Here is a 24,845-nt window from a genome sequence, read left to right on the forward strand (position 1 = left end):
ACACTTTATACTGCCATGCAAACCCCAAACAAGCCGAAACAGACCCGGCCAAAATTCGACAAAGAGTTCAAGGCGGAGGCCTCGAAAATGATTGCCGAAGAACAGTCCGTTGCCGCTCTCGCCCGATCACTGAATGTGAGCCAAAAACTCATTCACCGCTGGAAACACGAACAAAAAAAACAGATCGGTCAACGCAAAGCCACCTCATGGCATGGGCTTCAACAACTTAAAAACCAGTTGAAACGAGTCGAAATAGAACGGGACATTTTAAAAAAAAGCACCGCCCCGGCGGCCCGGTCATCATCTTTGGCCAGCCGACTTGACACTTATGTACGAGTTTATTGAGCACCAAAGTCAAGCCTACCCGGTAGGCATATTGTGTGATGTGATGGGGGTGAGTCGCAGTGCCTACTATACGTATGCTGGCGGGCAAACCGATCAGCCCTCTGCTAAGAAAGAACAACGCCGGAGTCAGATCCAAGAAGTCTTTGCCGAGCATAAACGACGCGACGGAAGTCGTCGGCGGGTCCATGCATTGCGGGCCAAAGGGCAGAAAGTGGGACGAGAGTTTATTTGTAAAGTAGTACAGAGCACTGGATTGTCAGCGATTCAGCCGCGGAGCTTTGTGCCCCGTACCACCGACAGTCGGCATACGGTGGGGTTGAGTCCGAATCTGCTGCTGACCATACAGATGCCCACCGGACGTGACCAAGTATGGGTGAGTGACATCCCCTACATTATGCTGGCCAAGGGCCGATGGACATATTTAGCGTGTTGGTATGAGCCGGGCTGATGATGCTTACGATAATGCATTTGCCGAGTCGTTGTGGAGCCGCCTGAAGGCCGAGTTGATGGAAAACGGCGCATTCCTGAGCTTACCAGATGCTCGTCTTGAAATCGGGGAGTGTATTGACAATTATTACAATACGATTCGATTGCACTCATCTTTAGGCTACCATAGGCCGATGCAGTTCGAGACTCAAAATAAGGGATAGTACTGTCCGGCAAAACCCGACCACCTCAATGTCGATACCAGCTAAGCGCAAAAACCATAAAAACAGGGCTGAACTTTCCAGTCCTGACCGCCGGTTCACTACCGTTGAGGAAGCAGCCCAGGCCAAGACCGACCAGGCTTGAGAGACCGTTCTTAAGCACGTTGACTGGACCAAACTTGATTCTTTACGAAAGCAGAAACAAGAATTACCATAGTGGACTTGAAATCTCGGAAAATCATGAAAAAGGAGCCGATTCATACCCATATTCGTAATCCGTTTGCAGGTGCGACTGATGAAAAAGCTGTTTGGAAAAAATTATTAAAGAACTCAAAGCCAGCGTCTAAGGAAGAATTTTTAGCAAAAGTGAAAGCAGCTCCTAAGAGACTAAAAGGTTAGGAGATAGTGATAAAAACTATTGTGAATAAGAAGCTTCGTAAGACCAAGAAGGATAATCACCCGCTTAATCGCAAGTTCGATACTGCTGAAGAGGGGGCTCAGGATAAGGTCGACTATGTAATGCATACAGTCCTGAAAGATTTCGACTGGAATGCCTTCATGGCGAAGAAGGAAAATCAGGCTTCTCAGAAATAAGTATGGTATCAACCAGCCCCACGCAGCCGAACCCTTCCGCATTATACCGCCCCACCCCGGCCAGCACAGCCAGTTCCAGCAATTCGGGCGGGCCGCTGAGTTCAAACGTGAAGCCGTAATAGCCGCGCACCTTTGTCTCTTCCCGCGAACCTTCTTTTATTGTCACTAACCTTGATTTAGTTTGGACGGCGTCCCGTCCTGGATCAGGGAGCAACTGATACGTCAGCGCTGTATCGGTCAGGTCATCGTCTGCTGTCTCGCTGACACGGCGGTCTGGACGCTGTTGTATTTCGCCAGCAGATTCGATACCAGCAACGGGCCAAACCGGGCATCGGCAGGGTGTAAATATTGATCCATGCCGCGCTCATCTTTCTCCGCCAGAACCACCGGCGACAGCGTCCTGAGCTGCACGGTTTGACCCGTAATGTTTACGGGCACGGCTTCAACGCGCTCAATGATGAACTCCGCCCGGTGGCGATCCGGCCGAAGACGTCGTGCTGTCGTTCACGCGTAAACAAGGCCTGCACTTTCGGGCCCAGCCGTTCTACCCGTTTGGTGATGAAGCTATTCTGGTCGACACGGAAGACGAATTCCGGGTCAACCTATCGATTATTATTAATCAAGAACTGGTGTTCGAACTGGCCCGGCTCGGCGACTCGGTGAAGGTTATCGCACCCCAAACGTTAGTTCAAAAACTAACCCACTTTCTTCAGAGTGCCTTACACCAGTATAGAAACCAGTACTGAGAGTTCTCGGGTTGCCCACCTTGACGTCGGCCCCCACCCCCGCCCTAAAGGGAGCCTGCTGGCGCGCGAGTGGGCTTACGCGCCAGCAGGCTCCCTTTAGGGCGGGGGTGAGGGCCGACGTTTCGGAGAGGGTAGAACAACCGAAAGCTTACGTTACCATGTAATCAAGAAACCCTCCGGTAAGTTGACCATTGAACGCCCGCCCGTTACTGGGCCGAAAATCGAAACGCAGCCGGTGTCATACCCGTCTTGCTTTTGAACAGCCGACTGAAATACTGCGGGTACTCAAAGCCGAGTCGAAATGCCGTCTCGTTGATCGACAGGGAGGTGGTCAGCAGCAACTGTTTGGCCCGCTCAATCAGGGCGCTATGAATGTGCTGCTGGGTATTTTGGCCGGTGAGCGTCCGCAGCATATCGCTGAGGTAGGCGGGTGACACGCTAAGTTCATCGGCGAAATACTGCACCGTGGGCAGCGGTTGCTCTGGGTCCTGCGCAAAATAACCAATCAGGAGGGTCTCGAAGCGGCTCAGCAACGGTCGGGATGCCGCATCACCGCCGTCGTGGTCGTGTTCAGTCATGCGCCGGGTCAGGAACTGCCGGTGGTAAAAACGGTTGGCGTAAGTCAGCAGTACGTCGAGTTGGGACACGATAACGTCCTGGCTGAACGCATCAATGGGCCGTTCGTTTTCGCTTCGGATGGTAGTCAGCAGGTTATCGAGTACTGTTTCCTCCTGCGCCGACAGGTGTAGGGCCTCGTGTACCTGGTACGAGAAAAAGCCGTAGCCCATTATTTTTTTGCCCAGCGGGTATTTGCTCAGCAGATCGGGGTGAAACAACACCGTCCAGCCGCTTAACCCGGCGGTCCAGTTACTCATCTCGTCGGCGGTCATGTTTCCGGCTGGCCAGCATCCCTGTCCGGGAGCCAGAAAACTCAGCACACCCTCATTGTAGTCGTAGGACTGATGGCCGTACCGGATGGCGACTCCTCCCATATTCCGTTTGAGCGACACGACGTAAAATTGCTGCACCACCGGGGTCATCAGCACACGGGCTTCCTGCGGCTGGGGCAGATCGCGCAGGCTGCTCAGGTCGATCACCGTCAGCAGCGGATGCGCCGGAGCGGGCAGGCCGTAGAAGCGGGTGTACTCGGTCACGGTATTCAGGACGTGGAAGTCTTTGGCGGCTTGTTTCATCAGTACATTATCATTAAGTGGTCATTGCGCTTCGCCCGCACCGGCCTGCTGGTCATTGATAGCCAAACAAAAAATGACTACCAATGATTTTAGGACCGGTCCGCCGGTGCGGGCAAAACGTACTAACACGGTTACATGCCAACGGGATAGGCCGAACCCGCTGCACTGCCCACGGGCATCACCGCTTCCAGTTCAGTTAGTTCGGCCTCGCTCAGCGTAATGTCGGCAGCCGCCACGTTGGCTTCGAGGTACTTGCGTCGCTTGGTACCGGGAATGACCACCACACCCCTGGCCAGTACCCAGGCCAACGCTAATTGCGCGGGCGTAACGCCTTTGGCATCGGCCAGCGCTTTTAACTCTTCCACCAACGTCAGATTCTTGTAGAAGTTTTCGCCCTGGTAGCGGGGAAACATACGCCGGGCATCACCGGGATCGAAGTCGTCCGGCGTTTTGATTTCGCCCGACAAAAAGCCCCGGCCCAGCGGTGAATAGCCCACAAAGCCAATGCCCATTTCCCGCGTGGCATCCAGCACGCCGTTTTCTTCTACAGTCCGGTCAAACAGCGAATATTCCGTTTGTAAGGCGGTAATTGGGTGTACCGTGTGCGCCCGGCGCAGGATGTCAACCGGCACTTCGGACAGGCCGAGGTAGCGAACCTTGCCCTCTTCCACCAACTGGCTCATGGCACCTACCGTGTCTTCGATGGGGGTGTTGGGATCCATGCGGTGCAGGTAATACAGGTCGATGTAGTCGGTGCCGAGGTTTTTCAGCGACCGTTCGACCGACTTCCGCACGTACTCCGGCCGACCGTTGTAGCTCCCCATAATCCAGTTGCCGTCGTCGCCGATCTCGAAGCCGAACTTGGTAGCAATGGTGAACTGCTCCCGCTTCCCGGCCATCGCTTTGCCTACTAATTGCTCGTTGAGCATGGGGCCGTACAAGTCGGCAGTGTCGAGCATGGTAACGCCTAATTCCAGGGCACGGTGAATGGTGGCGATGCTTTCCTCATCGTCGGCGGGGCCGTACATGGTGCCGCCAGTAAAACCCGTCATGCCCATGCAGCCTAATCCTTCGACGGATACGTTGAGTCCCTGACTGCCTAATGCTACTTGTTTGATGGTGTTCATCCGCTGATGTTATTGATTGTGTCTGTGTTAATTACTGCACAAAGGTCGGGACGCTATCGCCGGCCGGTGCTACACAAATCGTAGCTTCTGCAACACAAAACGCGGGTGTATCCGGCGCGGATGGCCACCGTCAATGCCAGCCCTGCACCGTGTGGCCACCGAAGATACTCCGGTTGATGACGGGCGTGAAGATGGGGTAGGGAAAGGTGGGTGTCGGCGCACTGACTTCGTCCAGCGTCCGTAGCTGTTCGGGGCTAAACCGGATGGCGAGCGAGGCTACGTTGTCGTGCAACTGCTCCACCTTGCTGGCTCCCAGAATGGGCGAGGTGATACCGGGCTGGGCGGATGCCCACGCTAAGGCTACCTGCGCCAGCGGGCGGTCGATTTCGACGGCTACCGTCCGCAACGTATCGAGTATGCGCCAGTTCTGTTCCGTAAATTTGGTATCGCCAAACGGGTTGGGACCACCCAGTCGGCCTTCTCCGGCACCACCGGCATCCGTACGTTTGTACTTACCGGCCAGAAAACCAGCCGCCAGCGGACTCCACGGGGTAATACCCAGGCCGCACTCGCGGGCAACGGGCACGTACTCCCGCTCAATAGTGCGCTCAACGAGCGAATACTCCAGTTGCATGGCAATGGGGCCGGGAATGGCGTGGACCTGAGCCAGCGTAGCGGCTTTGACGGTGAACCAGGCGGGCATGTCCGAAAAGCCGAAATAGCGAATTTTACCCGCCCGCACCAGATCGCCGAGCGTTTGCAGCACCTCCTCTACCGGCGTGACCGCATCCCAGGCGTGGAGCCAGTACAGGTCGATGTAATCGGTTTTGAGCCGGCGAAGCGACCCGTCCAGCGCCCGGCAGGTGTTTTTACGCCCGTTGCCGCCCATGTGCGGATTGCCCCTTCCCGCATTGAACCCAAACTTGGTGGCCAGAACAACCTGATCGCGCAGTTTGCGGTCGGCAATGTATTGACCGACTAATTCTTCGCTGCGTCCGCTGGCATACACATCGGCCGTGTCGATGAAGTTACCCCCGGCGTCGACGTACGTGTTAAAAATGGTTTCAGAAACGGCATCGGGCGACCCCCAGCCTGGGGTGCCAAAGGTCATGGTGCCCAGCGCGAACGGGCTGACAACTAAGCCGGAGCGGCCCAGGGTACGATACGTGGTAAGAGACATACGGAGTTTGTTTGCGGGGCAATCTCACTATAACTACTGAGACTGCCCCACAAAGGTCTATACGCCCTCCTTGTCAATGATTATACAAAACGACGGGTGTGCTACACAAAACGCAGTCGTGTAATCAGACAGGTAATTCTACCAAAACGTTTTTTCAGCAGCAACTGTCGCTACCAGCTTTTGCAGACCGGTTTGCAATTGATGATACGTAAAGTACGAAACGGTTAGCTGATGGTTCACCCTACTGATGCAGGTAGTCGTCCTGCCCAGAAATACAACATCAAACAAGCATTTCAGTAGGGTTGCTCGTTTTGGTAGGTAGCCGCGTCTACTGCACTTTTATAATCTTACGCAGCGCCCGCTCCGGCCCCTGCCTCACTTCGAGTATGTATAATCCGCAGGGTAGTGACCGTATATCGACCCGCTCCCTGAACTGGCGGCCTGACTTGGACAAACTCACCTGCCGATGCAAACGACCCACGCTGCTATCGTAAAGATTGACGCTCACCGCCGTGAAATCGCCGTTTTCGAGCGCCACGTCAACGTATTCAGTGGATGGGTTCGGATATACCCGCAGCGTACCTAATCCGTTGTCCGTATCGTCGGCCAGTGCAGCACCAACCCGCCCGCCCTGACCCGAAGGCACCACGAACACCGGCGTTTCTGTAACCGGGATGGTGACCTTTCCGTCCACGGCGGTCAGCGTAGAAAGCGTCATGTTGTCGCTGCCAATCGTTGGCTTATAAAGCTGGACCGTAGCCGCATTGCCCACCGGCAAACTGTAGTTGCCCGTGCGCCCCCGTTCGTCGGGCATGACCAGCATATACATCGAGCGGCCGTTCAGTTCGTAGCGGTCTACCAGCGGTTCGGTGGGCCGGGAGAAGACGTCCCCAACCGTGCGGCCGAGCGTTTCTTTGTAACAGTAGTCACCGAACAGCTTGAACGTTTGGTAAATGTAGTCGCCGGCTGGTTTACGGGTCTTGTCGCTATTGATCAGCCCCATGGTATAAAACTGAGTCGGGTTAGCCGGGTTGTCGTCGTGCATCTGGTAAAAAAATAATCGGTCAATGCCCGCCCGGCTATACAGCAGGGCGGTCCGAAGTATCCAGTCAGCCTGGGTTTCCAGCACCGATTTACTACCGATGGAAATTGCTTTGAGCGCACTTTCGGGATGATAGTCGTAACCGGCCTCCGTGATCCAGACCGGCATACCATTGGCGTACTGATGGGCCATAAGCACGAAAGCCGCTGCCTGTTCGCCCACGCCCGACACCTCCGGAGCGGCTCCCCGCGTGGAGCCACCATACTGCGACGCTTTGGCATCGTTGGCGTACAGGTGCTGATTGATGACGTCCCAGCATAAATTCACCTGACCATTGGCCTTGTAGCCCCGGAACTCCCGGCACCAGTCGATCATGGCCCGCACGTAGTCGGTGGTGGCAGCAGCCAGCCCGCCAATGACCACCGTCACCGATGGGTCCGCATTTTTGACGCCTACCCCCCGGCCGAGCGTGTTTTTGTGCCCGTCGTAAAACGCCGACAGGTTGGCTGCGTACTCGCGGGCCGTTTGGTAGGCTTTCCGGCCTTTCCAGGTCTTGTCGCGTTCGTTTTCGCACTCGATGTACCGGATCAGTCCCATCCCGATCTTGACCGTATTGGTCCCCGCCCAGGTCGTTGTCGAACTCACCCTGACCAACGACCGGTCCACGTTCTGGTTATAGCCATAGCGGGCCATGTATTGAAAGCCCAGGCGGGCCTGCTCCGTGTATGACCCTGGCGACAACAGATTACTCCGGTACCGGGCCGGTACGTTTTCGTTATCGCGCTCCCCTTCGGGATACGTCTCCTGCAGCCAGGAGGGAATTGTTTTCAGGCAGGCCAGCACCTCAATTCCTTCGGTCTTGAGCCGCTCATACATGGCGTCGTAATTCCAGCTTCCGTTATACGTCGGATTGTAGGTGTAGCTGCCCGGATGGGCTTCCAGCTTATCCCAGTCGATGTAGTGTCGCACGGACGAGAATCCTTTCACGACTTTTATGCTCGGTTCATCAACTTTCCAGGGTGAGTGGGCGCTTTCAAGATCCCACTCGAAAACATTTACCCCAAACGACTGGCTCAGGGGCACCGCCTGCCGAACGACCGACGGCAAACTGCGACCGGCCTTGTGAACGCCGTAAAATTCCATCTCCGTAGGATACGCACCCGATGTGTTGATGACTAAGTACCGGGCGTTGGCAACGGCTTTCTTCACGTCAAAATCGGTGGGCCGGGCAGGATCAGGGCCTACCCACTCCTGGTATTTGTCACCAGTGAAACGGGCAATAAGGGTACGCTTCCATTTGTCGTCAATTACCGACACCGTCAGCGGGGCACTCACGTTGTCCCCTTCACCGTCGTAGAAACGAATGCGGCTGATGCTAATTTCTTCGCCCTCCAGCAGCGGGTAATACGCATCGTAATTGGCCAGCAGTTTACTCCAGCCCGTGTTGACGGTTACATCGGTGCGGCCGTCGAAAAGACCGTCCAGGGTGTTGTCGACGTTATTTACCTGATACCAGCGTCGGCCGTCGATGGCTATTCGGGCGGGGGGCGGGGTGGGGTCAGGGCTTGGGGGAGACCCCGATCCTGCTGATGCGGGAACACCAAACACGTTGATCTTTTGGGGAATGTTATTACCGTACTTATGCAGGATGATCGCATCGGCCATCACCGAACCCGGCAGTTTTAACTCGATCCACTGCTTGTAGGATGTGCCTTCAAACTTACCAATCCACACCCGCTGCGTTCCGTTGAGTGCATAGATGGTAACGGGCTGATCAGCAAAGCTTCCTTTATCATCGTAGAGCGATAGCCGGGTTAGCTCACATCGCTTCTCCAAGGTTAACCTAACTTCCACATACTTCAGATTATCCTGCCATACATCGTCCACCAGATCATTGATGTCATCATTGAGCCAGGGATTGTAGTTCTGACCGGTTTGTTCACTGGCAGTGATCGATCTGATCCTGATTCGTTCGTCGGCTGCCGTCTGGGCAAACGCTAAAAATGGAGCAAGCGCAATAATCCACGTAAATGTAGTCCTCATGGTCCCCGGTGGTGAATTGGTTGAAAAATTGGATTAAATGCATTAATCAGCCTGTAAACCTATTATTAAATGTTATACTAATTGCTTAAAATATCTTATTTATTTACTTTATGTTATTAATGTTAACTAAAAGTATTTTATATTTTCCTAAAGTCAAATAAGGTTAGTTTAAATAGGCTGTATAAAATACCTTAAACCGATGGATTTTCGGGCAGACCAACCGGGTCAATCACAGGAAGATTTCATGCGCTCCTCCAACTCAGTAGATTTCACCAGCGATCAACCGGGTTTATGCGCTTTGGTGCGGCAGATCCAGTAAAATCAGGGTAAATTTGTCACCACCAGCATCTGACACATTCAATCATCTGCAACGGCTCTTCGTTTGAAACCATTTGTCTTTACCCGCATCCAGTACACCTCTGGCGATTGGGATACCGACCAGCGGATGCCGGTTAACCTGCTCCATTCACTGGTAGAATACACGACGATTCCGGTCGACCAGAAGGAACGTATCGTGCGGCTGGGCAGCCCCGATTTGTACAAAAGTCCGTTCTGCTACCTCAGCGGGCATAAACTGGTCGAATTCTCACAATCCGAACGCGACCAGTTCAAGCGCTACGTGCAAAACGGCGGGTTTGTGTTCGCCGACGACTGTAACCACGATATCGACGGGCTGTTTGCCAAGTCATTTGAGCAGGAGATGGCCCGAACCTTCGGCCCCAAAGCGCTGCAGAAGATCCCCAACAGCCACCCGCTTTACACCTGCTTTTTCAAATTCCCCGAAGGCCCGCCAACCACGACATTCGAGCTGAACGGCTGGGGCGACGACCTGGTGCACGATTACCTGAAAGCCATCGTAGTTAACGGCCGCATTGGTGTTCTTTACAGTAACAAGGATTACGGCTGCGAATGGGACTATGATTTCCGCAACAAACGCTTCCTGGCCGAGGACAACACGAAGTTTGGGGTTAATATTGTGACGTACGCACTGACGGCGTAGCCGAATGATGAATGATAAACGATGAATGATTAGTATTCTCATTCATCGTTTGTCATTCATCATTTATCATTCAAATACAACCTGCTATAAAATTTGGAGACTCAGGACTTAACGCACTATAAAACATTGGTAGCGAAGCTACCGCTGCTGAAACGGGAGATTGGCAAGGTCATTATCGGACAACACGAAGCCATTGACGAAGTACTGATTGCGCTGCTGGCGGGTGGCCACTGCCTGCTCGAAGGCGTTCCGGGATTAGCCAAAACACTGCTGGTCAGGACCATGGCCGATGCACTGGCTATGCGCTTCAAACGCATTCAGTTCACCCCCGACCTAATGCCCGGTGACATTGTCGGCACCGAAATTCTGGAGGAAGACCACGAGACCGGGAAAAAGTTCTTCCAGTTTAACCGGGGACCGATTTTCGCCAATGTCGTGCTGGCGGACGAGATCAACCGGACGCCCCCAAAAACGCAGGCGGCCATGCTGGAGGCCATGCAGGAGTACAAAGTGACCTACGCCGGAAACGACTACGACCTGCCCCGGCCGTTTTTGATTATTGCCACCCAAAACCCCATTGAACAGGCCGGTACGTATCCGCTTCCCGAAGCGCAGTTGGACCGGTTTCTGCTGTACATAAAACTCAGCTACCCTTCGGAGCGCGAGGAACTTGAGGTACTCCGCAGCACCACCAGCACGGCCCGCCCCGACCTGCACACGCTTCTGACCGACCGCGATATTCTGGACCTGCAACACCTCACCCGGCAGGTGCACATCAGCGATGACCTAATCACGTATATCAATCGGCTCGTGCGGGCGTCGCGCCCCCAAGACAGTCCCTCTGCTTTTGTGAAGCAGTGGGGTGAGTGGGGCGCGGGGCCGCGGGCGGGTCAGGCATTAGTGTTGTGTGCCAAAGCCCGCGCCGTGCTCAATGAACGCTACTCGGTCATTCCCGACGATATCCAGACGCTGGCCTACCCCGTTCTGCGCCACCGCATTGCCCTGAACTTCCGCGCCGAAGCCGAAAGCATCACCACGGAACGGGTGATCCAGGAGTTATTAAACACAGTTAAATAACCCATGCTTACCACTGATCTCATTAAACTCAGCAACCTTCAACTGGCCGGGAAATTGGTCAGCGATGAGCTGTTGCTGGGGGTTCAGGCCAGTCGGCGGTCGGGGGCGGGAACAGAGTTCGAGCAGTTCAGGCATTACGTGCCGGGCGACGACCCCAAACGCATCGACTGGAAACGGTTTGCCCAAACCGAGCAGTATTTAGTGCGGGAATCAGCTACGGAAAGCAACCAGCAAATCCGACTGCTACTCGATTTGTCGGGGTCAATGAACTACGCCGAAGCGGGTGTCAGCCGCTTGAACTACGCGAAGATTCTGCTGGCGTCGCTGGCGTATCTGAGCAACCGGCAGGCGGACCAACTGAGCCTGTACGGACTGCACAACGGGGCGGTGCAGGCATTAGTCCCGGCAACGGGGAATGGGAACGGGCCGTCGTCGCGGTTTCAGAAGATCGCAGCCACGCTCGAAACGGTCAGCGCATCCGGGGCGTGGTCTAATCGGCAGGCTTCGTTTCCGGAGTTTGGCCGCAAGCAAACGGAAATGCTGATTATCGCGTCGGACTTTCTACAGGTCGGGGAAGAATGGCTGAGCCTGATTCGGAACGTGGCCGGGCCACGCCGGGAGATCGTCATTTTCCAACTGCTGGGCGATCAGGAGTTGACGTTCGACTTGAGCGGCTTCTACCGATTTCAGGATCTGGAAACGGGCCGTGAGGTCGAACTACAGGCGGAAGCAGTTCGGGACGAAGTTCGGGAGCGGGCAACGGCCTACTTCAGCACACTGGACGAAGCCCTGCGGCTGCCGCACGTCCGGCTGATTCGTGCCCGGCTGAGCGAGCCAATTGCGCTTGTGTTAACGAGTTTTTTAACCGGAAAACGACGCTAATGACATTCATCGAGCCGTTTTTGTTGTGGGGAACGTTGGCCGTAGCCATTCCGATTGTCATTCATTTCTGGCATCAGAAACGGGGCAAACCGCTGCCGTGGGCCGCAACCCAATGGCTCACTGAGCGCAACCAGCAACAAAGCCGGGGCTTGCGGCTCGACAATGTTCTGCTGCTGTTGCTGCGGTGCCTGCTGCTGATTCTACTGGCCGCGCTACTGGCTCAACCCGTGCTGAAGGGGCTTGCCAAAACCGAAACCATCCAAAAAATCCACCTCGTTCAACCCAGCCCAGTGGTGACGGACAACTTCCGGTTTGAACTGGACGAAGCACGTAATAAAGGCGAGGAAATTATTTTAGCGGACAGATCAATTAACCCCCTCAACCTCCAGGCGGCCATCAACGGGCTACCTGCCGAAACCACCGAACTGCACCTGTACATCATCAACAACCAGTCACTTGCCGACGTACCGGCGATTACCGTGCCGACCCAATTTCATCTCCATACCGTTGTCGACTCAACCCAGAAGCCCCGTCGGTATATGACGCTATCCAACAACAAGCGGCTATACATTGACCGGAGTGGCAAACTCACCAGCACAGCAACACCCGACCCAACGGGTCAATTTCAGGGTGCTCCGGTGCATTCGGGACCCATTCGCGTCCTGCTCGAGTACCAGTCCGCAGCCGAGCGACAAACCGTTCGGGCCGCGCTCAACGCCCTAACCGATGTGTATGCCCTGGCACTGTCGATTGACGAGAAAAAAGTGCCCGATGTAGTCTATGATTGGGTGCTGATGAACTCGTCACGGCTGGTTTCGGAACCGGCCCGGACCCCCAAAACGTTCTATACGATCTCTGGAAGCAGCCGCACGCCCACTACTGATAACGTCGTTTTTATGGCGGAAACGCTAACGCCACAAACGTCTGAGTTGGTAGCGGGCGGGCGGTTGCCGGAGTGGCTCGGCGAACAACTCATTCAGCACTACGGGTTACTGGTGAATCAAACACCCCTGAGTCAGCAAGCATTGACTGCCCTTTTCGTACCGACTACCGCCCGCCCGGCAACCCAGCAGGCGAGTGTACAAAACGCGCTGACGCTGTTATTTATCGGTTTACTACTCCTCGAACGGTGGTTATCGCTCGCCAAAAACGCATGAATGAACTTAGGCAAACCCTCACGTCAGTCACCTACCAACTCCGAGCCAACGCGCTAATCCGCTGCGCGTTGTTAGCCGCATCGGCTTATTTATTCGTAAGTCCGTTTGGCGGATCGACGCTGGTATCGGTGCTGGCCGGACTCGCCGGTTTTGGGGTGGGCGTGTTGCTGACCAAGCCGTTCCAGAGCAAACGAACGCAGGCCATTCAACGTATTCACCAATCGGTTGGCGACGCCGAATACAGCCTGCCACTGCTCGACAAGCCCCAGTTGAACATCGCCGAGCAACTGCAACTCGAACGGCTGGGCGAACGGGTTCAGGACGTCCGGGTGCCGGGCGTTTTGCTGGGGCAGGCAGGTTGGTACGGGATTGGTCTGCTGATTGCGCTGGCGGTTTACATGGGCTACCCCCTGCTCCGGGCCGACGCGGTGGTAATGCCAAAAAAAATGAGTGTACCAGTAGCATTGACACCCGAAAGCAAATCGCTTGTGCCGCCTGCTTTTCGGGCGGCAACGGTGCAGATTCAGCCACCGGCCTACGCGCAACTGCCAGTCACTAGATCAGGCAATCTGAACATCGTGGCGCTCGTGGGTTCACAGATAACCTGGCAGGTTCAGTTCAGCGATACCCGAAACCTAACGGTGCGCCTGGTTAACAGCCGGGGCCAGGAACTGCCGTTTCGGGCGTCGGGCGGTAGTTTCACGCATCAGGACCGACTGCTCAACTCCGGCCTGTACGCCATCAAAGCGTACTGGCACCCCCCAACCGGCCGCGATTCGGTCGTGTACCAATCTGATTTCTACCGGCTCGAAGCAACGCCCGACTTAGCGCCAAAGATCGAGCCTGCGTCGAAAGAGTTATACCAATTTCATTACATCAAAGACCCAGCTACGATGACCATCGCGGCCAAAATCTCCGACGATTTTCGCGTATCGAACGCGTTCATTGTGGCCACCGTAGCGCGGGGGTCGGGCGAGAGTGTCAAGTTCCGGGAAATCAGGATGCCGCTGGGGCCAACTAATTTTCGGGAAGCCAAACTGAGCAAAACGCTCGATCTGAAAGCGCTGAGCTTCGCACCGGGCGACGAGTTGTATTACTACTGGGCCGCGTTCGATAACCGCCAGCCCGAGCCTAACTTCACCAAGTCCGACACGTATTTTATCGTTTATAAAGACACCACGCAGGCGGAAGAGGGCGAGTTGGCGACGATGGCGGTCAACATTATGCCGGAGTACTTCCGCAGTCAGCGCCAGATCATCATTGATACCGAAAAGCTAATTGCCAAACGCAAAAAGATGGCGGCTCAGGCGTTCAAGAGCACATCCAACGAAATTGGCTTCGATCAGAAAGTGCTGCGGCTGCGCTATGGGCAGTTTCTGGGCGAAGAGTTCGAGACGTCGGCGGGGGGAGGACACATTGAGCCAACCAACGACAACGGCGACCCGCTGGCCGGTTTTGTGCATGACCACGACAAGGGCGAAGGCGACGAACACGAGGCCGGTCATAAAGAGGAAGATCACCACGACGCGCCTGTGCACGACCATGGTCAGGGCGGTGGGCCACTGGCCGACGACAAAGACCCCGTTGCGGCCCTGATGGAGCAATACGTTCACGCGCACGACAATGCGGAAACGAACACCTTCCATGAGCAATCGACGCGGTCGCTGCTGAAAATGGCGCTGGAACAGATGTGGCAGTCAGAACTGCACCTGCGGTTGTACGAACCCGAAAAAGCCCTTCCGTTCGAGCAAAAAGCGTTGCAATACCTGAAGTTGTCGCAGCAAAAAGCCCGGTCCTACGTCAAGAAAACGGGTTTCGACCCGCCCCCCATCAAAGAAAAAGAACTGCGGGGAACGGGTGAACTGAAAGGCGTATCCCCCAATTTCAGCCAGCAACGCACCGCCGGTCAACAACGCATCGGCCCGCTGGTGTCCGACGTACTGGGTTACCTCGACGGACCAGCGCTAACGCAGCGGCAACGGCTTGCGGTACAGCAGCTTGGTAGTCTGCTAACGAACCGCGTCCTCAACAGCGGTTTAGGGAACTGGTCGGTGTTGGCCAGCTTACAAAAAATGGCCGGGGGCAAATCGTTGTCAACTCAAGAAAAAGTACAGCTCAAAACAAAGCTTTACGCCCTGACGGATGCTCAGCCGGAGGGTACGGGCCGCTCGTACACGAGCGATCAAAGGCTGGAACGGGCCTTTTGGAGCAAGTTAAAGTAGCCGGGAGTATCTTAGACACGGCACCACACTACGCCATCAATGCAAATCAACGTTACCCTGACTGACCCTGTTACTTTAGCTACTGCCTTTGCGCTGCTGGCGTTATTGGCGGTGCAGGGCTGGTTCATTGTCCGAAATAAAACCCTGTCACCGGGTCGCAAAACGCTGCGGGCTGCGTTGAATGCCCTGATGTGGTTGGTGGTGGCAGGTTATGTGTTAAAAATTAGTTGGCCGGTTGATCGTCCCATAACGCACGCGTTGCTCGTTGGCGACGATGTTCCGGCCGCCTATGCGCGAACCGTGCAGGACAGCCTGCGTATTCGAGAACGATTCACGACGCAAACGTTCAAAAATTCACACGACTCGGTTACGCTCGTGGGGCAGGGTTTCCCTACCGAAACGCTCACCCAGCTTAGCCAGTCGGTTGTTCGCTGGGTTCCTTACGATGCGCCAAACCAACTAAAGCAACTGCGCTGGAAGGGCGTGGTGCGGCAGGGCGAGATGCAATGGATAACCGGAAAAATCCGCTCGAACAGCAAACAACGGCTTCGCATTCAGTACGGCAATCAAACGCTCGATAGCCTGATGCTCAGTCCGGGCGGCAACACGGTTGCGCTGCAATTTCCGGTTTTCGGGCGGGGGCGGCTCCAAACCGAGTTACGACTGGGTAATCAACCGCTCGACACCGTGCGTTTTTACAGTCGGCCCGCCACGCCCCTATTCATTCAATTCGTGCTGGACAACCCTGATTTTGAAAGCAAAACGCTGGCCGACTGGCTTGGCAAACAGGGTCATTCGGTGGAGGTATCGACCACGCTGGCAACGAACGTGCGCAGCCGGGTCGACATAAACCGTTCCCCAAAAGCGACGGGTCGAAAACCGGATGTGGTCATTACCGACCCCATCAATGCGGCCAATACGCTGGTTCGCAACGCCGTTGCCGGTGGGAAGGCCGTCTTGTTTATTAATTTGAGTAGTCTACCAACGGATATCACACGCATTAACCGGGCGCTGAAAACGCGCTGGCAAGTCCGGAAGATTTCGGATCAGGAAACCGTTCCGGCGGGCAGCGGCCTGACCGCTCATCCGTACCGCTTTGCGAATGCACTAAATCAATTTGCCGTTCCCGCCTACCCGGTGGCCGCTCAGCAAGTGACGGGACGGGTGGGCGTGAGTCTGCTCAATGAAACGTTTCCGCTGGCCCTGAGTGGTGACAGTTTGGCTTATGGCCGGATCTGGTACGGAATTTTAGCCCGCTTACAACCGGCTGAGAAAAACAACCTTGTTGTCGATGCGCCGGTGTTCAGCGGTTTGCTAAGCTCGGTTTACGTCAACAATTCAGTGATCAAAAATGCTGTACTCCGCGTAGGGGCGGATACGTCACGGCTAACCCAATCGCCCCTGAACCAACAATCGGCAGTGGGCACCCTATTTGCGAAGCAGGCTGGCTGGCAACCCATTCAGGATTCGCTGGCATTTTACGTAGACAACCTGACGGATGGTAGCTCAGTAGCGAACCGCCAAGTGATCAGCCGGTTTATGGTCGCTCATTCAACTTACCAGTCAGCACCAACTGGCCCGGCCCGTCAACGTCGCGAAGCGGCTGGTGCGCCGGGTTGGGTCTGGCTAACCCTATTTGTGGTCTGCCTGACGGCGTTGTGGATAGAACCAAAGATTACCTAAGTATTGACGCCCCTACCGTTCGGCCCGTTTGTCCAGTTCCTGTAGTACGTCGGCTATGGTGCGTGCCCGGTTTCCATCGGCAATAAAACTCAGGCCTGCCATGATAAGCGCGAACCCGCCCGTGCTAACCCAGAACCACCAGTCGTCGCCTGCCCGCATCAGGTCTGAACCATGCAGCAGAACGGATAGTCCACTACCGAGCAACAAGGCACCAATCGTGCCGTATATCCAGTATTTAAGGATCAGCTTCTTCTCGCGGGGCGATCTCATAGGTGAAAAATAGTGCTTGGGTATTTGAGTGTTTAGGTGTGTGCGAACGCAGGTACACTCACACACCTAAACACTCAAACACTCTCCTTAACTGCCGAAGTTCTTACCAATCTTATTCCAGTCGAATGCGTTCCAGGCAGCGGCCACGTAATCGGGGCGTTTGTTCTGGTATTTAAGGTAGTAGGCATGTTCCCACACGTCGAGACCCATGACCGGCGTTCCTTTTTTCTCGGCCAGCGCCATCAGCGGATTATCCTGATTGGGCGTCGTGGTGATTTCGACATCGTTACCATTCTTAATCAGCCACACCCAGCCCGAACCAAACCGGGCCGTTGCTGCTTTGCCCCACTCGGTTTTAAAATTATCGAACGACCCAAATTTTTTGTTGATCGCGTCGGCCAAAGCACCTTTGGGTGCACCACCCGCGTTCGGTCCCATGATGTTCCAGAAGAACGTGTGGTTCCAGTGACCACCAGCGTTGTTACGCACGGCTGCGGGTGTGCTGCTGCTCACACTTTTTACCAGGGCGTCGATATCCATCTTAGCCATAGCTGCATTTTCGGGCATGGCAACAGCCTTGTTGAGGTTATCTACGTAGGCTTTGTGATGCCGGTCGTGGTGAATTTCCATCGTCATTTTGTCGATGTGCGGCTCAAGGGCAGCGGCATCGTAGGGCAGCGGAGCCAGCTTAAACGGCCCGGCATCCTGCGCAGGCAGAAAACCAAAGGAACGGGTAGCAACGAGACCCGCCGAAGCACCAAAAGCCAATTTCAAAAACTCGGAGCGATTCATGCGAATGTTGGTTAGTGGGAAATAAAAAGGCGTTTGTTGAACAACCCGCCCGATGGCCGGATGTTCAACAAACGCAAAGTAATCGAGTTTGACGGCTTTTCGGCCGAAATGTCGGACCACCGAAGTGTCGGACCATAGAACGCAAATCAGTCGTAGGCAATCCGGCTCAGGATACTTCGGCCGAGCGTCACCTCGTCAGCGTATTCGAGGTCGCCCCCGATGGGTACGCCCCGCGCGATGGTCGAGATTTTGAGTTTAAACGCTTTCAGCTTTTTCTGTAGGTAAAACGCCGTCGTATCTCCCTCCATGGTGGGGCTGATGGCGAGGATAATTTCGCGCACCTGCTCGCCTTCGGGTCCGCGCAGCCGGTCGATAAGCGAATCGATTTGCAGGTCGCTCGGGCCAACGCCCTCCACCGGCGAGATAATGCCGCCCAGCACGTGATACAGCCCCTTGAATTGCGCCGTGTTTTCAATGGCCAGCACGTCGCGGGTGTCCTCAACCACGCAAATCAGCGAGTGATCGCGTTTGTTGCTGACGCAGATGCTGCACAAATCGTGGTCGGAGAGGTTGTGGCACTTCTGGCAGTATTTAACCCGCGTCCGCATGGCCGTCAAACTCTGGGCCAGCGTTTCGGTTTGTTCCTCGTCGCGTTTGAGCAGGTGCAGCACCAACCGGAGGGCAGTTTTCTTTCCGATACCCGGCAGCTTGGACACCTCGTTGACCGCGTCTTCAATAAGTTTGGATGGATACTCCAAGAGGGTAATAATTAATGAATAATGGTGAATGAATAATGGATAATGAGTGCCCAAGGGACATTGTACATTATACATTACTCATTATCAATTCAAAACCTCAGCACTAATGCCCCGGCGGCAGATTTCGTTGCGCATCGGCACGAGTTCTTCCCACGATCCATTTTTGACGCTGCACTTGCCTTTATAATGAATAAGCAACGTACATTGCTCGGCCTGTTCGGGGGTGTGTTCGCACACGTCAATCAGCGTTTCGATCACGTGCTCGAACGTGTTGACTTCGTCGTTAAAGACCATGAGGGTATGAACGGCGGTGTCAACAACTTCGTCGAGTACGTCAACCGAAGGGTCGGACCAGTCGGTTTCTTTGAAAGGTTGCATGGAAGATAAAATCGTGTTTACTTAGCAAATTTACGGCAAAACAGCCATTTTGAAAAATAGCTACTGCACGATAAAACAACCCTTTTTGACTCGTAAAAGTTGCCTTTCTCTATGAACACCACCGTCGCCTTAGTGATTCTGATTGCCTACTTTGGTATGCTGATAACCGTCTCGTTCTATACAGCGCGGGGAGCCGACACGACCACGTTTTTCACCGCCAACCGGCAGTCGCCGTGGTGGTTGGTGGCGTTCGGTATGATTGGCACGTCGCTGTCGGGTGTCACGTTTATTTCGGTGCCGGGCGCGGTGGGGAAAATCGGCTTTTCGTACTTCCAGGTCGTGCTGGGCTACATCATCGGTTACATCGTCATTGGCACGGTGCTCATGCCGCTCTACTACCGGCTCAACCTGATTTCGATTTACGGCTACCTTGAAAAGCGATTTGGGTTCTGGTCCTACAAAACCGGGGCGGGCTTTTTTCTGCTCGCCCGCACCGTGGGTTCGGCCGTCCGTCTCTACGTCGCGGCCGGGGTGTTGCAGATTGCCCTGTTCAACGGATTAGGCGTTCCCTTTGAGGTGTCGGTGCTGATTACCATCGCTCTAATCTGGGTCTACACGTTCAAAGGGGGCGTGAAAACAATTATCCTGACCGACTCGCTCCAGACCATTTTTCTCATCACGGCCGTGGTGCTGACCATCGTGCTTATTTCGCAGGAACTCGGGCTGTCGTTCGGTCAGCTCGTGCAAACGGTGCAGGACGACCCCAACTCACAGATTTTCTTCTGGGATAAAAACGACCCAAAAAACTTCTACAAACAGTTCATTTCGGGGGCGTTCATCGCCATCGTCATGACGGGGCTGGATCAGGATCTGATGCAGAAGAATCTGACCTGCAAGAATATCGGCGAAGCCCAAAAAAATATGTTCTGGTTCACCACGACGCTCGTTGTCGTCAACTTCCTGTTCCTCTCGCTCGGGGTCTTGCTCTACGTATTCGCCCAACGCGAGGGTATCGCCATCCCCGCCCGCACCGACGATCTGTACCCGCTGCTGGCGCTGAATCACCTCGGCTTGGTCGTCGCCATCACGTTCCTGCTGGGCATTACGGCCGCCACCTACGCCAGCGCCGACTCAGCCCTGACGGCCCTGACGACTTCGTTCTGCGTCGATTTCATGAACGTCGAACGGCGCCCCGAAGTCGAGCGGTCGCGCATCAAGCACATCGTCCACATCGGCTTTTCGCTGCTGTTCTACGTCGTTATTCTGATTTTCCGGCAGGTCAACAGCAAGGAGGTCATTACAGCCGTGTTCGACATTGCGGGCTACACCTACGGGCCGCTGCTGGGACTATACGCCTTCGGGATGTTCAACAAACGCCCGGTTATGGACCGCGCCGTGCCGTTCATCTGCTTGGCATCGCCGGTGCTGACCTACATTGTCAACGAAAACTCGGCGGCCTGGTTTGGCGGCTACCAGTTCGGTTTCGAGCGGCTCCTGCTGAACGGTCTGTTCACTTACGCAGGTCTTTGGGCGGTGTCGAAGCCGGTGGTGAAGCAGGCAGAGCCGGTGGCGGTGTGAAACGGAGTACGTTGTATCTTTCTTTAGCTTTGCTAAAAAACAAATCCACGTGTCATATGGCTTATATTGCTGATAGAATTACGGTGGACGAACGCATCTGCAACGGTAAACCTACCGTTCGTGGTTTATCGGTCGCAGTAGAAACCGTATTACAATTTTTATTTGTCGGCGAAAGTCGGGAAGAGATTTTACATCAATATCCAGACCTGACCAACGAAGATTGGGACGCCTGTTTACAATTTGCCAATGCCGACACAGTCCCGTTTGAAGTCACCGACGAGCTGACAGTCGAACAACGGCAACGGCTGGAACTATCATTGGAACAGGTTCGAACCGGTGATGTAATCACTCATCAAATTGTGAAAATAAGTCTCCTAATCTTCTTCGCCATCCTCTCCCTGCCGACGCTGGCCCAGTTCCGATACGCGCCCGACAAACCGCAGGTCGGTCAGACGGTTTCGTTTACCTACACGCCCCAGGGTACGCCCCTCGCTGCCGACAGCACCATTGAGGGTCGCTACGTGCGTTACGGAGCACCGGCGATGATGCACCTGAGCCGCCCAACCACGGCTACGTTGGTGCGGCAGGGCAACGACTTCGTTGGTGAACTGTATATCCCCAAAAAAGACGTGGCCGGTACGATGCTGCTTTTTCGGAACAGCAAACAACCGAAGCGTCTTGATCTGAACAAGAATCAATTGTACGTTATACCGATCTGCGATGCGACGGGCAAGTTAGTACCCCATGCATCGGGCGGACAGGCGTCGGTGTTCACGAGAACCAATTTCCTGTATGAAGCAGGAAGCCGCCCGGACCCGAACCGGGTTGTCGCCCTTTATGAGCAGGAACTCAAAGACAATCCTGACGGGCGACCGCTCTACTGGTCCGATTACCTCGCGGCACAGATCCGGCAGCGGAAACCGGGCTACGGACCAAAAGTCAAAGCAGGCATCGAATCGTATTTAGCATCGCGCCCAACGCCGACGGCCGCCGAACTGGCCGCAGCCGCTCAACTTTACGAAAGCATGGGCGACTTTGCCAAAGCCAACGTGCAGCGCGAACGGATGAAAACGCTTGACCCGGCCGGTTCATTGGTGCAGAAAGACCGCGCCATGGCCGTTCGCAGCCAACCCGACTGGACCCGAAAAAAAACCCTTTATCAAGCGTTCATCACCGAATTTCCCAACTCCTCGCACCTGCCCCTGCTGGCGGTGGGGATGACCGATGGCTATTTCAAGAGTAATGATATCCAGGGGTTGGTCGCCTTTGTTGAGCCGCAACCGGCTGCGCACATCGACGTGCTGATGCTGAACACAATGGCGTTTCAATTAGCCGACGAAAAGCGGTCGCTGCCCGAAGCCGAGAAATTGGTCAGCAAAGCCATGACCGTGCTGAAAACACAGTCCAAGCCGCGTGACGTAACGGGCAACTGGGATGAGGAAAAACAATCCCGGCAGCGGCAATTGATGAACACGCTCGCCCGGACGCTGGAGCAGCAGGGCAAATATCCGGAGGCCTACACCGCCTATCAGGCATTCATGAATCCCGACGATGTGGACAATAGCGACCCGCGCGTCAACGAGCGTTACTACTTTTGCGCCCTGCGCACCAACCACGCTACCGACGCGCAACCAATGGCCGAGGCCGCCGTTCAGGTGGGCAAAGCAACACCCCGCCTGAAAGCCGCCCTCCGCGAGTGGTACGCCAAACAACCCGGCCAAACCGACGCCAAAGCCGACGCGTACCTGACCGACCTTGAAGCGGACCTGCGGGCCGAGCAAAGCGACGAACTGCGTAAAATTCTTATTAACGAACCCGCTCCGGCCTTCTCACTCACCGACTTACAGGGTCGGACAATCTCATCGTCGGCGTTGAAAGGAAAGGTCGTCGTTGTTGATTTCTGGGCAACCTGGTGCGGGCCGTGCATCGCGTCATTTCCGGCCATGCAGCAGGCCCAAACGCGGTTTCAGAACGACCCGAACGTGCGGTTCCTGTTTGTGAATACCCGCGAAGGTGGCCCGTTGCAACGCGTCCATAATTTTATGGCGAAAAACACGTATCCGTTCGTTGTGCCCCTCGACACTCAGCAGCGCATGTCGAAAGCTTACAAAGTGCAGGGCATTCCTACAAAAGTCGTGATCGACGCCAAGGGGCGCGTCCGGTACCGCGCCATCGGCTACAACGGCAATCCCGAAACCACGGTCAACGAATTGACGCTGGTGGTGGAGATGCTGAAGCAGGGGATGTAGAGACGCATATTTGCGTCTCTACCCCTGCCCTTCCTTCTTACTCGCTTTGTTCGCTTGCTTAATGGTTTCGCCGATCATGTCCCACTGCTCCGGCGTGACGCTTTCGAGGTGACTGAACTCACCAGCCGCGAGCACTTCGCCCCCGTCGATGGTGATGCTCTCGCCGGTGATGTAGCCCGAATAATCCGACAACAGATAAGCGGCCAGGTTCGCTAATTCGCCGTGTTCACCAACGCGCTTGAGCGGAATGCGGCTCGTGGGGTCCATCATGCTGGCTAACGGTTCGGGAAAGAGCCGGTCCCACGCGCCCTTGGTCGGGAACGGGCCGGGTGCAATGGCGTTGAGCCGGATGCCGTACTTACCCCATTCAGCCGCCAGTGACTTGGTCATAATCAGGGCTCCCCCTTTGGCTACCGCACTCGGCACTACGTAGCCCGAACCGGTTGTGGCGTAGGTCGTGGAGATGTTCAGGACCGTACCTTTGATCTTGTTCTCGATCCAGTATTTGCCTACCGCCAGCGTGAAGTAGTACGTGCCGCGCAGTACAATGTCCACAATGGTATCGAAGGCTTTGTACGACAGCCGCTCGGTGGGGCTGATGAAGTTACCCGCCGAATTGTTTAGTAGACCATCAACCCGCCCGAATTTGGCAATGGTTTCGGCCAGCACATTCTCGATCTCCACCGGGTTACGCACGTCGCAGGCCACGGCCAGCACGGTTCCGCCAGTTACGGCCATCAACTCCTTCGCCGTTTCGTCGATGACAGCCTGACGGCGGCTGCAAATAGTGACGTTAGCCCCCAGTTCAAGCAGGTAGTGACTGATGGATTTACCGAGGCCCGTGCCCCCGCCCGTAACAATGATGGTCTTCCCCTTAAGCGCGTCCTCGCGCAGCATTCCCGTTGTCATGTGAAAAATTAGTGAAAGAGTGAATGAGCGAAAGAGTGAATGAGTGCTGTGTCAGCCGGTATGCCGGGCCACCGCTCTTTCGCTCATTCACTCTTTCGCTCATTAGTTTAATAGCCCCGATTCGTTTTCTTATTGAACTCAGCTTTGCGCCGTTCGAGCGTGGCCTGCATGGCTTCGCCGAAATCGACGGATTGCATTTGGCTGGAGTTCCAGACGGCTACGTACTGCATTCCGTCGTCAAGGTCTTTACCGATGCCGTAATTAAGCACTTCTTTGGCACCCTGCACGGCCGGGGCGGGGTTGTCGGCAATTTGCCGGGCCAGCGCGTGAGCCGCGTCGAACAGAGCGCCGGGCGTGTCGTAGACGTGGTTGACCAGGCCGGTTCGTTCGGCAAAAGCGGCATCGTAATCGCCACCGGTAAAGGCCATTTCGCGAGTGAAGCCTTGCCCAATGATGTGGGGTAAAAACTGTAGCCCGCCAATGTCGGGCGTGATGGCTAATTTGGCCTCGCGCAGACTGAATTTGGCCTCGCGCGAGCACAGCCGGATGTCGGCGGCAGCAATCATGTTCAGGCCACCCCCAATGCACCAGCCGTGCACGGCCGCGATAACGGGTTTCGGCGATTGGTGCATTTTCACGAAACCCGACTGCATGAACCGAATCTGCGCCATGAGTCGTCGGCGTTCGTCGGCCATTGGGTTTCCGGAGGCCATGCTGGCGATGCGGGGCAGCATCCGCGCCACGTCGAGACCGTAGCTGAAATGGTCACCACTGCCCCGAAACACAAGGCACCGAACGTCGGGCATTCGGTCGATTTCATCCATCAGAACCGGCAACTCGTCCCAGAACTCCGGTCCCATTGCGTTGCCCTTGCCGGGGCCAAGCAGCGATACAGTCACTACGCCATCGGCGGCATCAACAGCAAGGGATTGATAAGTGCGTTCCATAACAATAGTATGCCTGCATACGGTTT

25 protein-coding genes are annotated in these 24,845 nt (G+C 55.3%); 13 read left to right on the top strand and 12 right to left on the bottom strand.

Annotated elements, in window-relative coordinates; all coding sequences use genetic code 11:
* The first annotated feature begins 15 nt into the window (after window positions 1-15).
* The 4 genes from ACYVHB_RS08575 to ACYVHB_RS08590 all read left to right on the top strand — a co-directional run bounded on the left by ACYVHB_RS08575 (window position 16) and on the right by ACYVHB_RS08590 (window position 1,391).
* Window positions 16-345, top strand: coding sequence for a transposase (locus ACYVHB_RS08575; RefSeq protein ID WP_461051287.1), 330 nt, complete (start codon window positions 16-18; stop codon window positions 343-345).
* Window positions 329-793 (top strand): IS3 family transposase, encoded by a 465-nt coding sequence (locus tag ACYVHB_RS08580; protein WP_461051288.1) that lies wholly within the window; start codon window positions 329-331, stop codon window positions 791-793. The genes ACYVHB_RS08575 and ACYVHB_RS08580 overlap by 17 nt, the downstream gene beginning before the upstream one ends.
* A complete protein-coding gene (locus ACYVHB_RS08585; protein WP_461051289.1) occupies window positions 780-995 on the top strand; it encodes an integrase core domain-containing protein in 216 nt (71 codons plus the stop codon). The genes ACYVHB_RS08580 and ACYVHB_RS08585 overlap by 14 nt, the downstream gene beginning before the upstream one ends.
* A gap of 237 nt (window positions 996-1,232) precedes the next feature.
* The gene (locus ACYVHB_RS08590; RefSeq protein WP_461051290.1) at window positions 1,233-1,391 is read left to right on the top strand and encodes a hypothetical protein; all 159 of its coding nucleotides are present in this window, start codon (window positions 1,233-1,235) and stop codon (window positions 1,389-1,391) included.
* Window positions 1,392-1,548: 157 nt separating this feature from the next.
* Here the strand turns inward: ACYVHB_RS08590 and ACYVHB_RS08595 are convergent, their stop codons facing one another.
* Window positions 1,549-1,752: a CRISPR-associated endoribonuclease Cas6 gene (locus tag ACYVHB_RS08595; protein WP_461051291.1), complete on the bottom strand. Its 204-nt coding sequence runs from the start codon at window positions 1,750-1,752 to the stop codon at window positions 1,549-1,551.
* A 71-nt stretch (window positions 1,753-1,823) separates the two neighbouring features.
* Window positions 1,824-2,024, bottom strand: a complete 201-nt coding sequence (locus tag ACYVHB_RS08600; RefSeq protein ID WP_461051292.1) for a CRISPR-associated endoribonuclease Cas6 — start codon at window positions 2,022-2,024, stop codon at window positions 1,824-1,826.
* Window positions 2,025-2,080: 56 nt separating this feature from the next.
* Between ACYVHB_RS08600 and ACYVHB_RS08605 the strand changes: the two genes are divergently transcribed.
* Window positions 2,081-2,332, top strand: a complete 252-nt coding sequence (locus ACYVHB_RS08605; protein ID WP_461051293.1) for a WCX domain-containing protein — start codon at window positions 2,081-2,083, stop codon at window positions 2,330-2,332.
* A 206-nt stretch (window positions 2,333-2,538) separates the two neighbouring features.
* On the opposite strand, the gene ACYVHB_RS08610 is transcribed toward ACYVHB_RS08605, so the two are convergent.
* The 4 genes from ACYVHB_RS08610 to ACYVHB_RS08625 all read right to left on the bottom strand — a co-directional run bounded on the left by ACYVHB_RS08610 (window position 2,539) and on the right by ACYVHB_RS08625 (window position 8,917).
* Window positions 2,539-3,525, bottom strand: a complete 987-nt coding sequence (locus ACYVHB_RS08610; RefSeq protein ID WP_461051294.1) for a helix-turn-helix domain-containing protein — start codon at window positions 3,523-3,525, stop codon at window positions 2,539-2,541.
* 131 nt (window positions 3,526-3,656) lie between these two features.
* Complete coding sequence (locus tag ACYVHB_RS08615; RefSeq protein ID WP_461051295.1) at window positions 3,657-4,652, bottom strand: aldo/keto reductase; 996 nt, start codon at window positions 4,650-4,652, stop codon at window positions 3,657-3,659.
* Between the two features lie 130 nt (window positions 4,653-4,782).
* A complete protein-coding gene (locus ACYVHB_RS08620) occupies window positions 4,783-5,832 on the bottom strand; it encodes an aldo/keto reductase (RefSeq protein WP_461051296.1) in 1,050 nt (349 codons plus the stop codon).
* 328 nt (window positions 5,833-6,160) lie between these two features.
* Window positions 6,161-8,917, bottom strand: coding sequence for a T9SS type A sorting domain-containing protein (locus ACYVHB_RS08625; RefSeq protein WP_461051297.1), 2,757 nt, complete (start codon window positions 8,915-8,917; stop codon window positions 6,161-6,163).
* Window positions 8,918-9,299: 382 nt separating this feature from the next.
* Here ACYVHB_RS08625 and ACYVHB_RS08630 point away from each other — a divergent pair, with 382 nt between their 5' ends.
* From ACYVHB_RS08630 to ACYVHB_RS08655, 6 genes are all read left to right on the top strand, one after another.
* Window positions 9,300-9,917: a DUF4159 domain-containing protein gene (locus ACYVHB_RS08630; RefSeq protein ID WP_461051298.1), complete on the top strand. Its 618-nt coding sequence runs from the start codon at window positions 9,300-9,302 to the stop codon at window positions 9,915-9,917.
* Between the two features lie 93 nt (window positions 9,918-10,010).
* Complete coding sequence (locus ACYVHB_RS08635) at window positions 10,011-10,994, top strand: AAA family ATPase (protein ID WP_461051299.1); 984 nt, start codon at window positions 10,011-10,013, stop codon at window positions 10,992-10,994.
* Between the two features lie 3 nt (window positions 10,995-10,997).
* Window positions 10,998-11,876, top strand: a complete 879-nt coding sequence (locus ACYVHB_RS08640) for a DUF58 domain-containing protein (RefSeq protein WP_461051300.1) — start codon at window positions 10,998-11,000, stop codon at window positions 11,874-11,876.
* Window positions 11,876-13,033 (top strand): BatA domain-containing protein, encoded by a 1,158-nt coding sequence (locus ACYVHB_RS08645; RefSeq protein WP_461051301.1) that lies wholly within the window; start codon window positions 11,876-11,878, stop codon window positions 13,031-13,033. Before ACYVHB_RS08640 ends, ACYVHB_RS08645 begins: the two co-directional genes overlap by 1 nt.
* Window positions 13,030-15,255 carry a hypothetical protein gene (locus ACYVHB_RS08650; protein ID WP_461051302.1) on the top strand — a complete coding sequence of 742 codons (2,226 nt, stop codon included), beginning with the start codon at window positions 13,030-13,032 and terminating at the stop codon, window positions 15,253-15,255. The genes ACYVHB_RS08645 and ACYVHB_RS08650 overlap by 4 nt, the downstream gene beginning before the upstream one ends.
* A 39-nt stretch (window positions 15,256-15,294) precedes the next feature.
* Entirely contained in the window at window positions 15,295-16,938 is a 1,644-nt protein-coding gene (locus ACYVHB_RS08655) for a hypothetical protein (RefSeq protein WP_461051303.1), read from the top strand.
* A 12-nt stretch (window positions 16,939-16,950) separates the two neighbouring features.
* Here ACYVHB_RS08655 and ACYVHB_RS08660 read toward each other — a convergent pair whose 3' ends face one another.
* From ACYVHB_RS08660 to ACYVHB_RS08675, 4 genes are all read right to left on the bottom strand, one after another.
* Window positions 16,951-17,208 carry a hypothetical protein gene (locus tag ACYVHB_RS08660; protein ID WP_461051304.1) on the bottom strand — a complete coding sequence of 86 codons (258 nt, stop codon included), beginning with the start codon at window positions 17,206-17,208 and terminating at the stop codon, window positions 16,951-16,953.
* Window positions 17,209-17,295: 87 nt separating this feature from the next.
* The gene (locus ACYVHB_RS08665; RefSeq protein ID WP_461051543.1) at window positions 17,296-18,000 is read right to left on the bottom strand and encodes a superoxide dismutase; all 705 of its coding nucleotides are present in this window, start codon (window positions 17,998-18,000) and stop codon (window positions 17,296-17,298) included.
* Between the two features lie 146 nt (window positions 18,001-18,146).
* Entirely contained in the window at window positions 18,147-18,758 is a 612-nt protein-coding gene (gene recR / locus ACYVHB_RS08670) for a recombination mediator RecR (protein ID WP_461051305.1), read from the bottom strand.
* A gap of 84 nt (window positions 18,759-18,842) precedes the next feature.
* Entirely contained in the window at window positions 18,843-19,136 is a 294-nt protein-coding gene (locus ACYVHB_RS08675; RefSeq protein ID WP_461051306.1) for an ATP-dependent Clp protease adaptor ClpS, read from the bottom strand.
* Between the two features lie 111 nt (window positions 19,137-19,247).
* Here ACYVHB_RS08675 and ACYVHB_RS08680 point away from each other — a divergent pair, with 111 nt between their 5' ends.
* Together ACYVHB_RS08680 and ACYVHB_RS08685 are read left to right on the top strand one after the other, a co-directional pair.
* Window positions 19,248-20,714: a sodium:solute symporter gene (locus ACYVHB_RS08680; RefSeq protein WP_461051307.1), complete on the top strand. Its 1,467-nt coding sequence runs from the start codon at window positions 19,248-19,250 to the stop codon at window positions 20,712-20,714.
* Between the two features lie 56 nt (window positions 20,715-20,770).
* Entirely contained in the window at window positions 20,771-22,963 is a 2,193-nt protein-coding gene (locus ACYVHB_RS08685) for a redoxin family protein (protein WP_461051308.1), read from the top strand.
* Between the two features lie 18 nt (window positions 22,964-22,981).
* Here ACYVHB_RS08685 and ACYVHB_RS08690 read toward each other — a convergent pair whose 3' ends face one another.
* Window positions 22,982-23,872, bottom strand: coding sequence for an SDR family oxidoreductase (locus ACYVHB_RS08690; protein WP_461051309.1), 891 nt, complete (start codon window positions 23,870-23,872; stop codon window positions 22,982-22,984).
* 107 nt (window positions 23,873-23,979) lie between these two features.
* Complete coding sequence (locus ACYVHB_RS08695; RefSeq protein WP_461051310.1) at window positions 23,980-24,819, bottom strand: crotonase/enoyl-CoA hydratase family protein; 840 nt, start codon at window positions 24,817-24,819, stop codon at window positions 23,980-23,982.
* Window positions 24,820-24,845: the final 26 nt, after the last annotated feature.

This window comes from Spirosoma arcticum (assembly GCF_054779955.1).